Origin of the sequence: Micromonospora eburnea (genome assembly GCF_900090225.1) — a bacterium.
Classification (GTDB): Bacteria; Actinomycetota; Actinomycetes; order Mycobacteriales; family Micromonosporaceae; genus Micromonospora; species Micromonospora eburnea.
Genome location: NZ_FMHY01000002.1, coordinates 1206095 through 1217604, shown reverse-complemented (window position 1 = coordinate 1217604; position 11510 = coordinate 1206095). Strand labels below are relative to the sequence as shown.

Here is an 11510-nt window from a genome sequence, read left to right as displayed (position 1 = left end):
TCAGCTCCCGGCGTCGGTGCTCCCGCCGCCCGCCGACGAATCGGGCAGCGCCGGGCCGGGCGGTGCGCCGAGAAGCTGCGTCAACCGCTCCAGCACGGCCGGGTCGATCCGGGTGTCGCCGGTGACCACGACCTCCCGGTCGCCGTTGCGGACCCGGATCGACCGGGCCTTCACCCGGTCGGCGTACGCCACGACGATCTGGGCCAGGGCCCGCATGGTGCTGGCGGAGAAGAGGCCGCCGACGACGAGCATGCCTAGCTCCCACGCCTGCGCCGACTTGCCGGGGCCGACGGCCGGCGCCTGGGCGTACGCGACCCGCAGCCCGCGTACCGCCCGCAGGTCGTCGGCGAGCCCGGCGGCCAGCCCGTCGACACGCTCGGCGGGCAGCGGCGCCGCCGGCTCGATCAGCAGTGAGAGTTTGGTCACGACCCACCTCCGGCAACACGACTGTCTACATTCAACACGACCGGCGCCCGCCGCCCACGCCGCTGGCCGGCACCCCGCATCCGGGATGCCGGCCACCGGGTCAGCCGGTGCGGGCCAGCCGGAGCGCCAGGGCGGCGAAGCCGACGGCCTGGAGCGTGGCACCGGCGACCTCGAACCATTCGGTGCCGGCGATCAGACCGGTCACGTGCAGCACCGGCCAGCAGCAGATGGCGACCGCGGCCCAGGCCGGCGCGGTCCGGGCGCGCAACATGGCGATACCGAGCAGCAGGGTGCCGAGGATGTTCCCGACCACGAAGAGCAGCAGGAACGGGATCGCGGACTCGCTCGCGGCGTCCAGCACCGCGGCGTAGTCGCCGGTGGGGCCGCCACGATCGGCCATGGCCAGGTCGACGAAACCCCGCATCGTGGCGCCGAAGTACGCGACGTACCCGCCGATCATGAGTGATCCGCCGACGAGGCCGAGCCGGTTCGCCCGGTTCCGGGTGAACCGGATGGCGCCGAGCGCGGCCGGGACGACGAGCAGGCAGCCGAGCAGGGCCGCGATGGTCGACGCCCGCAGCAGCGCCGGATGCGCGGCGGCGAGCGCGAGGCTCTCCGCGCCGGTCTCGTCGCTGCCGCCGTCGCGGGTGGCCCAGGCGTAGCAGGCGTTGGCGACCAGGAACCCCCAGGGGGCGAGCACCATCGCGAGGACGGTGCCGATCCGGCGCGGCGCGTCGGCCGGTGCGAGCGTGACCTCGCGGTCGAGGGTGGCGGTCATGACGCGGCCACCGCCGGACGACGCAGGGCCGGCCAGATCAGGATGAGGGCGGCGACGGTGGCCCCGAGACCGATCCCGATGACCACCTCGTTCGCGGTGGAGATGCCGTCGTCACCGAACGCCGGCAGCACGGCGAGTCCGGACAGGATCCGGGCGATGATCACCGCGACCAGGCCGCCGCGCCGTCCGCGCCAGGCGAACCAGGCACCGGCGAGGGTGATGGCGCCGAGCAGGGTGATCACCACGGCGGCGGCGACCGGCGGCTGGCCCTCCCCGCCCGCGCCGGAAAATCCGGTGGCCAGGTCGCCGATGCCGAGCACGCCGGCGAGTACGAGACCGACGGTCAAGCTGCGCGTGCGTTCCACGTTTGCCTCCCTTGAACGGATGTCCTGGCCAGCAGTCTTGGCCCGAGGCACCGGGAGCGCATCGGGGCGGACTCGGGACCCGGCGTGCGGGCAGGTACGGAGGCGACCTCCGTGCTGGCACGTATCCGTCGACGGCACGATGGGCTTACCGTGAGGGCCATGACGATGCCGCGGCTGGTCGCGTACGCGATGGCGGCGATCGCCGTCGCGCTCGTCGGCGCGGGCGGTTGGCTGCTGACCCTCGGCCGCGACGCCGGCCAGACGCTCTACTTCGTGACCGCCTGCCTGCTCGCCGCCGCCTCCGTGGTCCTGGGCATGCTGATCGTGACGAGGCGCCCGACCAACGTGATCGGCGCCCTGCTCACCTTCTTCGGGCTGCTCGCCATCTGGGTCGCCCTGACCGATGTCTACACGTACGTCGTGGCGCACCGCCCCGGGCGGCTGCCGGTCTCGTCGCTCCTGGCCACCGTCAGGCAGGGCTCCTGGATGCTCAACTACGTGCCGGCGGCGCTGCTCATGCTGCTCTTCCCCGACGGGCGGCTGCTGCCCGGGCGGCGCTGGCAGGTGGTGGCGACCGGCCTCGTGGTGGTGCCGGCGGCGTTCATCGTGCTCGCCGGTCTCGATCCCGCCCCGTTCCCGCCGCCGTTCGCGGCCGCCGAGCACGCGTTCGGCACCGCGTCGCCGGCGCTGGCGCGGGTGCTGGGACCAATCGCGGTCGCCCTGCTGCCCGGGCTGCTCGCCCTGCTCGTCGCGTCCACGGTGGCGATGGTGGTGCGATACCGGCGGGCCACCGACCCGGTACGCCGGGCGCAGGTGAAGTGGTTCGCGCTCGGCGCGTTCTTCCTGCCCGCGACGCTGCTGCTGTGCTGGCTGAGCTACCTGCTGCTCGACGGGCCGGACCTGGTCGTGGTCGGGCTCGCCGCGACGCTGGTCGCGGTCCCGACGGCGACCGCGATCGGCATCCTCCGCCACGACCTGTACGACGTGAACAAGGCGCTGAGCGCCACGGTCACCTACGGCCTGGTCACCGCCGCGCTGCTGGCCTTCTACACGGTCGCCATGTTCGTCGCCGGCGTCGCGGCGGGCCGTTCTTCGCCGGTGGCCGCGGCCGGCGCCACCGCGGTCTGCGCGCTCGCCCTGTCCCCGCTGCGCGTCCGGTTGCAGCGCGAGGTGGACCGCCGGTTCTATCCCGCCCGCCAGGCCGCGCTCGCGACCATCGAGGACCTCCGTGACCGGATGCACGCCGGTGAGGCCGCGCCGGAGGGGCTGGAGGAGGCGCTGCGCCAGGCGCTGCGCGATCCGGAGGTACGCGTCGGCTACCGGATGCCGGGCACGAACGAGCTGGTCACCGCGACCGGGGAAAGTTTCGAGGCGCCCGAGGACGCGACCGTGATCCGCCTCGGTGGCCAGCCGATCGGCGTCCTCGTACGCGGCGGGAACACGACCCGCGAGCTGACGCGCGAACTCGCCGACGCCTGCGCGCTGCTCGTCGAGGTGGTCCGGCTGCGGTTGCAGCTACGCCGGGCCCTGCTCGACGTGGAGGCCAGCCGGGCGCGGCTGCTGCGCGCCGGGTACGCCGAACGCCTGCGGCTGGAGCGTGACCTGCACGACGGCGCCCAGCAACGGTTGGTCTCCCTCGGGATGGCACTGCGGCTCGCCCAGCGGCACCTGCCCGAAACCGACGTCTCCGGCCTGCTCGACCAGGCGGTCGCCGAACTGGGCACCGCGGTCGCGGAGCTGCGGCAGATCGCGCACGGGCTGCGCCCGTCCAGCCTCGACGAGGGGCTGGCGAACGCGCTGACGATGCTGGTCCGCGGCGTACCGCTGGCGGTCACCCTCGACGTCTGCCCCGAGCCGGTCCCCGAGGACCTCGCCACCACCGCCTACTACGTGGCCAGCGAGGCGCTGACGAACGTGGTCAAGCACTCCGGCGCCAGCGCCGTACACCTGCGGGTGTCCCGGGCCGACGGCGATCTGACCGTGACGGTCCGCGACGACGGCGTCGGTGGGGCCCAGGTACGGCCCGGCGGCGGGCTGGCGGGCATCGGCGACCGGGTGGCCGCCGCCGGGGGTGCGCTCACGGTGGCCGGCCAGCCCGGTGCCGGAACCCTGGTCGAGGCGGTGCTGCCGTGCGGATCGTGATCGGCGAGGACTCGGCGCTGTTCCGGGAGGGTCTGGCCCGGTTGCTCGCCGACGCCGGGCACGAGGTGGTCGGCAAGGCGATCGACGCCCCGACCCTGCTGGCTGCCGCCGAGGACACCGCGCCGGACCTGGCCATCATCGACGTACGGATGCCGCCCGACCTCACCGACGACGGCGCCCGCGCCGCACGCCAGATCCGAGCACGTCAACCAAACCTCGGCATCGTGCTGCTCTCCCAGCACATCGAGACCCGGCACTCGGTGGATCTGGTCGCCGGCGGGCGGTTCGGCTATCTGCTCAAGGACCGGGTTCTCGACGTCGACGACTTCCTCGACGCGCTGCGACGGGTCGCGGCGGGCGGGTCGGCGCTCGACCCGGAGGTGGTCACCCGGCTCATCGGCCACCGGCCGCCGGACGACCCGCTCAGCAGCCTCACCGCCCGGGAGCGGGAGGTCCTCGCCCTGATGGCCGAGGGGCGCACGAACGTCGGGATCGCCCGCCGCCTGTGGCTCACCGAGCGGACCGTCGAGGCGCACGTCAGCTCGATCATGGCCAAGCTCGGTCTGGCCTCCTCCGACGAAGACCACCGGCGGGTGCTCGCGGTGCTGGTGCACCTCCGCCGCCCGGGTCACTCGGGATGAGCCTATTGCCTTGACGACGAGCACCAACTGGCGTCGCGCCAGAAGCGTGACCGGCCCCGCCGACGGACCGCCACGACGTTCGAGAGGTCGACCGTCCGAGCACGCGGCGGGGCCGGTCAGGGATAGAGGTTGGGCGCCATGCAGCTGGCAGCCTGCCCGTCCCGGCCCGAGTGGGGCCCGGACGGGCAGGCTGCTCCGTGGAACCGGCCACCGGCCCTTGTTTCTCCCGGCCGGATCTACCTCACGAGACGGCCGCGAGGCGCTGGGCCGCGGGAGCGGCCAGCTCCCGGGTCACCTGCTCGGCCCGCTCGGCGGTGGCGGCCCAGGTCTGGATCCGGGAGGCGACCTCGCCCCGGGCCACCAGCACGGTGCAGAGGTAGGTCGGCCGATCGGGCCCCTTCTCGTTGATCACCTCGCAGAACATCAACTGGTCATCCAGCCCGCTCAGACGGGAAAGCTCCCGCTCGCCGAGAATCCGATGTAGCCCTTCACGATCACGATAGGTGCCACAGCCGAGCTGACCACGAACCCGGGCGACAGCCTCGGCGGCCGGGCTGACGCCCCAGCCGCCAGCGAACTGCTGGATCCGAAGGTGCGGCGCCTTCCACTCACGGCGCTGCCCGAAAGCACTCAGGTATACGCCGTTGCCCGGCTGGGTCCCGCACACCCCGGAGAGGAGGTCGTCCATGTACGGCGACTGGAGTGGCACCTCCGTGACGCCGTCGATGTCCAGGGCCGGCCCGATCAGCGCTCTCCCGACCTGATCGTCGAGTTCGCGGCTCAGATCATAGAGCGGCTGCACGCCGGTCTTCGCCGGGTCGGTGCTGTACGGGCCGGCCGACAGGGTGGCCGGCCGCTCCCGGCCACCCGTCGGGGAGATTCCGCTGTTCGACCCACAGGCCGAGGTGAGGAGGATCCCCATCACGGCGGCCAGGGCGGACAACTGCCTACCAACGATGCGGTTCATCAATAATCGCTTTCGGGTCGCTCACGGTCGCGCTGCGTGGCGAGCCGATCGTCCACGTCACTTCCTTCACCATGGAACCTGAGGAGTTGAAACCCTTCGCCTTGCCCAGCACGGCGAAGCGGCCGTTTTCGTCGTCCTTGATTCCGGACCCGAGGTCGTGCGCGCCCCTGTTGAAATTCCACCGGTCCTCGGCGTGGATCGTGATTCGCATGGCGACCGTGTCACCGGTGACGGTGACCTCGGCGCTGGCCCACATGTCGAAGGACCCGACGATCTTCTGCCACTTTTCGGTTGATGGCTGCCCTGGGAAGTGCCGGTTGCCACCCGTCATCTGGAACGAGTTGCTGCCGGACTTGCCCATCAGGTCTTCCGCTGCCCGCTGCGCGGCCGCGATCTCCAGGTCGATGTGGCGTCTGAGCATCGCGTCCTCGTAATAGGCGGGCGAGAACGTGAAGACGTAGGGGTCGCCGGTGCCGTTCAGGTAGTGATCGTACATGTACGGCGCGTCGGCCCAACCCGCGCACCGGCCCATGTTGGCCTTCTCGGAGGCGATGCAGCCGTAGCGGTACCCTTGCCACTTCGACCAGCTCGCCACGTCCTCCGGCGTCCACTTGGCGTTCGGGTCGTAGACGAACTGATCGTCCCACGGGCCGTGGTTGGTCGGGTTCCGGGGAGAGCCGATGCAGTAACGCTCGGAGCAGACCTTCGGCTTCTTGATCTTTGTCTTCTTGCCGCCCGGCTCGTGCACGATCTCGCCATCCGGCGTCGGCGTGGTGTACATGGTGCACCGGTCGTCGCCACACTGCTTCAGCCCAGTCGGGTCGCTGGCGGTGACCGGGCTGTTGTTGCTGTAGTTGTAGCCGTTCATCTGCTGCGGGTCGGCCAGGTCCAGCACCGGGTCGACGCTGATGAAGCGACCGATGGCCGGGTCGTACTCCCGCGCCCCGAGGTGGGTCAGGCCGGTGTTGTCCTTGGTGCCGCCGACGAAGCCCTTGTCGTTGGGCCACGCCGGTTGGGCACCGCGCGGCGTCCCGTACGGCGTCTCGCGCCGGATCGCCGCCTGCTGGGTCGCCGCGTTGACCGTCACCCCGGCGGTGCCGTGATGGTCACCCGTCAGCCAGTCCAGGCCGGCGGCGGTCCGTGACGCGATGGTGGAGCCCGCGTGGGAGTAGTAGCGGGTGCAGGTGGTGTTCTGCGTGCTGGAGTTGTAGCGGATCTCCTGCCCCGGCAGGTAGAGCGTCTTGCCGGTCGGGTCCCGGCGGATCAGCCGGTTGCCGTCTGCGTCGTACACGAAGCTGGTCTGCCCGGTCGAGTCGCTCGCGGTGTCCAGGTGGCCCTCGAAGTCCCAGGTGAGGTTCTGGGTGCCGGCGGAGCCGGTGGGGCGGGTCAGGGTGTTGCCGGTCTCGTCGTAGGTGTAGCTGCCCACCTGCCCCCCGGTGGTGGAGGTCAGGCTGTGCGCCTTCGGCGAGCCGTCGGGCGGGTAGTTGTAGGTGGTCGTGGTGTCCCCGACAGAGGTGTGCACGACCTCCGTGCGGCGGTTGCCCACGCTGTCGAAGGTCCACGACCGCCAGTACGGCGCGGGGCCGCCCAGCGCGCCCGCCGATCGGGTCGCCGTGCAGTCGCCCGAGGACGGCGTCCACGCCTCGGTGAGCCGGCGCATCTGGTCGTAGGCGAAGCACTGGGTGTCGTCGACCGGGTCGGGCGTGACATCGGTGATCTTGGTGATGTTGCCGGTGTTGTCGTAGCTGTATCGAACGTCGGCGAGGATGTTCGGCGCCGCCGAGTCCCGGTCGGTCCGGATACCGGTGAGCCGCCCCGTTTCCAGCTCCCGGGTGAAACTCTGGAAGACCCGTCCACCGCTACCGGTGTAGAGCTCCACCTGGTCGACCTGGCCCAGGGCGTTGTAGTCGGTGTCCGCCACGTACGAGAGGTTGGCACTGCCGTACAGGGTCCGGAGGCCGCTCGGCAGACCGAAGGTGTTGTAGTCGAAGAGCAGGGTCTCCGCCGGCAGGTCACCGTTCGTGGACGGCATGCTCTGCGAGGCCACCGAGTTGTCGGCGTTGTAGGTGGTGCCGAAGTTGTACGTGCCGGCCAGGCCGGTCTCCGAGGTCGGAATGATGATCTGCTGGCCGGTCGGCTGGTAGGCGTCGCTGTAGCCGGTGATCTTCACCTGGTACGACGCCGCGCCGACGAACCGGGTGGACTGGGTCAGCTGCCCCTTCGCCACGGTGTCGTACATCCACTGGGCACGCATGGTGCCGCCGACCTGATTCTCGTAGACCGCCCGCTTCCGGTTGAGGGAGTCGTACTGGTAGGCCAGCTTCTTGCCTCGGGCATCGGCGAGCGTGGCGACCCGGCCGCCGTTGTCGTACGTCGAGATCGCCTTGCCCTTGTCCGGGTCGACGACCTCGGTCTGCCGGCCCCGGATGTCGAAGGTGTAGGTCCACTTGTTGCCGCGGGCGTCGGTGACGGCGGTCTTCTGCCCCTTCCTGTTGAAGGTGTACTTCGTGGCGTCCCAACTGCCCGCCGTAGCCGGCGTCGGGATGGCTCCGTGGTAGTACCGCAGCTCCACCAACTGCCCACGGGCGTCAGCGACGCTGGAGGTGGCGGTGCCACCGGCGGCCGGAGTGAAGTCGGTGCGGTCACCCGCGTAGTAGGTGGAGGTACGCCAGCGCTCGGCGTCGTAGGGCTGGAAGACCTCCGCCATCGCCCGGCCCGCGCCGTCGTACACCGTCCGGGTCTGGTTCGGCACGAATGCCCGCTCGGTGGTGGTGACCAGCGTGCCGCCGGCCGTACCGGACGCGTGGTAGGAGCCGAAGCTCTTCGACTTGCGGCCAGCGGTGTCGTAGAACGTTTCGGTCAGGAGGCGCCCGCCCGAGATCGACGGTGCCTGCGTCTGCCGCTCCCGCATCAAGCCGTCGTACAGGGCGTACGAGGTGGAGTACGTCTCCGAGGGGGTGAGCTTCGACGCCGCGACCACCGTGGCCGCGTCGTTGCGGACGGTGTAGCTGAAGGTCGAGTTGGCGCTCTGGGTGGCCTTGTCGCGGCCGGGCAGCCAGACCGACTTCAGCCGGCCGAGTCCGTCGTAGGCCAGGTCGGTCCGCTTGCCGTTCGGGTCCACCACCGAGGTCTCGATGCCGTATCCGGGCGAGACAGTCGTCGTGGTCACGTGCTGGGCCGCGTTGGTGACCGTGACGGCGGTCACCGGGCCGCCCGTGGCGGGCGTGTAGGCGGTCTTGGTCTCGTAGTTGTTCGCGTCCCAGACCGAGGTGACACGACCCTGGCTGTCGTAGGCCGAACGAGAGACGGTGGTGAAGGTCGGAGCACCGGCGTTCCACGCCGACATCTCCTCGTTCCGGGTGGCCATACCGCGCGTCGGCGCGACCCCGAAGGCGTTGCCGTCGTACGAGGTTCGGACCTCTCCGATCACGTCGTTCTCCGTCAACGACGTGGGCGCGGCGGTGTCCGCGCACTTCACCGCGTACGACTGGACCCGGTGCGCGCGGTCCATGATCCAGGCGGTCGTGTTGCGCGGTGCGTAGTCGGTTTTGGTGCATCGCTCGTCACCCTCGACGCCGTCCTGGCCGAGATCGTCGACCACAACCGCCATGCCGTAGCTGTCGTAGGTGGTGACCGTCTTGGTGACCCGCTCGCCACGGCCGGCGTCCAGCGCGGTGTGCCTGGTGGTCGTGCCGACCCCGATGAACCGCGCGGTAACGGTGTCCCCGTTGATCGTCCGCGTCGCGGTGGCGGCCGATGCCCAGGGTACGTTCCGTTCCCGTGAGACCACCGGGCCGTTCGGGCCGTTGTAGACCGTGCTTTCCCTGGTCATTCCGGCGTACCAGTCCTCGTCGGCGATCCCGTCGATCGTCACCGGCCTGGTACCGCCCGTCGGGGTGGCCCGATCCCCGTTCATCCCCCGGAAGTACCGGGTCTCCGTGTACGCCTGCTCACCCGGATCACCGACGGTAACCCCGACCCGCCCGTAACCCCGATAGTCCGACCACGTCTTGCGCTTCGGATCAATGATCCCGTCGTCGTCGTTGTAGTGCCACGCCGCACCGTCGTAGTAGCTGTACGAATAGACCACCCGCGGACTGCCCTGCGGCGGCACACCACCGGTGTTGTCATTCTCGTAGATGGTCGTGACCACATACTTGTGGAACCAGTCCGTCACCGGATTCGAGTAGCCCTCCGGCTCCCAGATCACCGGGTAGCAACGTCGGGTGTTGGTCTGCGGGGTGGGCATGGTCTGCCCCGCCTTGCAGTCCTGGGCGGAGTAGTTGACGCTGGTCGTACCACCGGCCTCGTTGCGGATCTTCGCGATCCGCATCCAGTTCATCGCCGCGGCGAAATCGATGGTGTCGACCCGATTGGACAACTGCACCGGGGTGAACTCGATGTCCGGAAGGCTGGCGCTGCCCCCGACCAGACCGACATGGGAAATCTTGGAGAGCCAGAGGCCGGCCCGGGTGCCGTCACCAGGGTCGGGGAAGCTGTGGGTGAAGGTCCACCTTTCGACATCGCTGTACGCCGAGCCGCTGCGCACCTGGGTGGTGACCGACGCCAGCCGCTTCGTGGTCCAGAACGTCGGCGCGAAGGTGTCGGTGCAGGACGTGCCGGTGCACTCGGAGTCCCAGGGGGTGTCCGGCCAGTGCGCCTCGTCGTGCGTGGCACAGCCGCTCAGGCAGCGGTCGGCCTCGGTCAGCTCGACCCGGAAGGGTGCCGGGGTGGCGAACACCGAGTCGACGCCGCTCGTCTGCCGCGTGCCGTAGTCGATCCGGTCCAGCCAGCCTCCGCGGTCGTAGGTGGTGGCGTTCTTCTGGTCGAGGTTGCGGGCGTACTTGTTGGTCTCTTTGCCGTACCAGTAGGAAACGGAGTTGGCGTTGAGGTCCAGGACGTAGTCGAGGTTCCACCGCCAGGCCTGCGTGCAGTGCGAGGCGGCGAAGGTGGTGGCGTGGCACGGCTCCCCGGGCTCGTTGCCGAAGACCGGCACCGTCCAGGTCGAGTTCGTCTCCGGGTTTCCCGAGGCCCAGCCAGGGAGCCGGTTGAGCCCGAACCAGTACTGCACGCCGGCGGTGGTGGTGAGGACCCAGTACTCGCCGTTGTTGTCCCCGTTGCTCGCACCGGTCCGGCGCTCGATCCGGGAGCCGTCGTCGTTGCGCAGATGCCACCGACCCTCGGTGGAGTTGTAGATCAGTTCACCGGCGTGACCGGCGAGGGACAGCGTCGCGTTGTCCGTCTCCCAACAGAGGTCGGTGGCCTTTTCGGTGTTGTTCGCCGAGCCGCCCATGTCGTCCGAGCAGTTCCGGTAGGTGCGCTCGATGTAGCCGCCGGGCCAGCCCTCGAAGCCCTCACCGATCCAGGAAGGCTGGTTGTTGGACGCGGCGTGCCGGCCGTCGACCGACTGCGACGAGTAGCTGAGCTCCACCTGTGGCTCAGGGCCACCGGCACCGGGCGGCACCCGCATCGGGTACGACCAGGTGAAGGCGCCGGCGCTGCCGCCGGCGCTCCAGGTCGCGGAAGGCTGCAGCGGAGTGGCCTTGTAGTCACCGGCCGGGCCGGAATCGGCCGCCTCCAGCGCCAGCAGGGTCTGCGCCCCGCCGACGGCGACGCTCGCGGTCACCGTGCGGGAGCCCAGGTCGTTGTGGGACTTCAGGGGCGTGCGGAGGCACTCCTTGCGCTCCGGTGTGGTCAAGGCGCACTCGGGCAGCGAGACGAGGCGGAGCCGGCTGGCCCAGTCGGCGCCGTACGCGGTGGCGAACGAGCCGTAGTCGACGGACACGTCCGCCTGCCCAGGCGCGGCGACGCCGTCCGTACGGCCGACTCGCATCAGCAGGCCCCGCACCCCGGCGCGCGTGGTGGCCACGCGGTCGAACACCTCGACGCGTACCCGACTCGCGGCTGCCCCGCCGGTGCGTGCGGTCGCGGCAGATCGGTTGACCCGTATCGGCAGTGTGCCGGCGCGAACGGGGTCGGCGCCGAGCCGGCCGGCGGTCAGGTCGACCACCGCCGCGCCCGCCTCCGGCCAGACCGGGGCCGGCTTGGCAGAGGCCAGCGGCAGCTGCTTCGCCGCCGGCACACCGGCCGGCTGGACCGTCCTGACCGGCACCATGGGCGCCGGCTTGGGAGACGATCGCTGGTAGCCGGCGGGCGTCGCCCGCGCCGGTCCAGCCTGCAGCAGTCCGGCC

General features: G+C 70.7%; 7 protein-coding genes. 2 read left to right on the top strand and 5 right to left on the bottom strand.

Features of this window, described 5'->3' with window-relative positions:
- From GA0070604_RS32265 to GA0070604_RS05850, 3 genes are all read right to left on the bottom strand, one after another.
- On the bottom strand, positions 1-426 hold the full coding sequence (locus tag GA0070604_RS32265) for an effector-associated constant component EACC1 (protein WP_167363403.1): 426 nt from the start codon (positions 424-426) through the stop codon (positions 1-3).
- 100 nt (positions 427-526) lie between these two features.
- A complete protein-coding gene (locus tag GA0070604_RS05855) occupies positions 527-1204 on the bottom strand; it encodes a hypothetical protein (protein WP_091115354.1) in 678 nt (225 codons plus the stop codon).
- Positions 1201-1569, bottom strand: a complete 369-nt coding sequence (locus GA0070604_RS05850; protein ID WP_091115350.1) for a hypothetical protein — start codon at positions 1567-1569, stop codon at positions 1201-1203. The genes GA0070604_RS05855 and GA0070604_RS05850 overlap by 4 nt, the downstream gene beginning before the upstream one ends.
- A 159-nt stretch (positions 1570-1728) precedes the next feature.
- Here GA0070604_RS05850 and GA0070604_RS05845 point away from each other — a divergent pair, with 159 nt between their 5' ends.
- Positions 1729-3711, top strand: coding sequence for a sensor histidine kinase (locus tag GA0070604_RS05845; protein WP_091115346.1), 1983 nt, complete (start codon positions 1729-1731; stop codon positions 3709-3711).
- Positions 3699-4352 (top strand): response regulator transcription factor, encoded by a 654-nt coding sequence (locus GA0070604_RS05840; protein ID WP_091115343.1) that lies wholly within the window; start codon positions 3699-3701, stop codon positions 4350-4352. Before GA0070604_RS05845 ends, GA0070604_RS05840 begins: the two co-directional genes overlap by 13 nt.
- A gap of 241 nt (positions 4353-4593) precedes the next feature.
- Here the strand turns inward: GA0070604_RS05840 and GA0070604_RS05835 are convergent, their stop codons facing one another.
- Entirely contained in the window at positions 4594-5319 is a 726-nt protein-coding gene (locus GA0070604_RS05835; RefSeq protein ID WP_141721245.1) for a hypothetical protein, read from the bottom strand.
- Positions 5300-11434 (bottom strand): RHS repeat domain-containing protein, encoded by a 6135-nt coding sequence (locus GA0070604_RS05830; RefSeq protein ID WP_244161770.1) that lies wholly within the window; start codon positions 11432-11434, stop codon positions 5300-5302. Before GA0070604_RS05830 ends, GA0070604_RS05835 begins: the two co-directional genes overlap by 20 nt.
- Between the last annotated feature and the right edge of the window lie 76 nt (positions 11435-11510).

Coding starts and splice junctions, on each gene's coding strand:
- GA0070604_RS05845 (WP_091115346.1), top strand. CDS start 1,729: ATGACGATGCCGCGGCTGGTCGCGTACGCGATGGCGGCGATCGCCGTC.
- GA0070604_RS05830 (WP_244161770.1), bottom strand. CDS start 11,434: ATGGTGCCGGTCAGGACGGTCCAGCCGGCCGGTGTGCCGGCGGCGAAG.
- GA0070604_RS05855 (WP_091115354.1), bottom strand. CDS start 1,204: ATGACCGCCACCCTCGACCGCGAGGTCACGCTCGCACCGGCCGACGCG.
- GA0070604_RS05835 (WP_141721245.1), bottom strand. CDS start 5,319: ATGAACCGCATCGTTGGTAGGCAGTTGTCCGCCCTGGCCGCCGTGATG.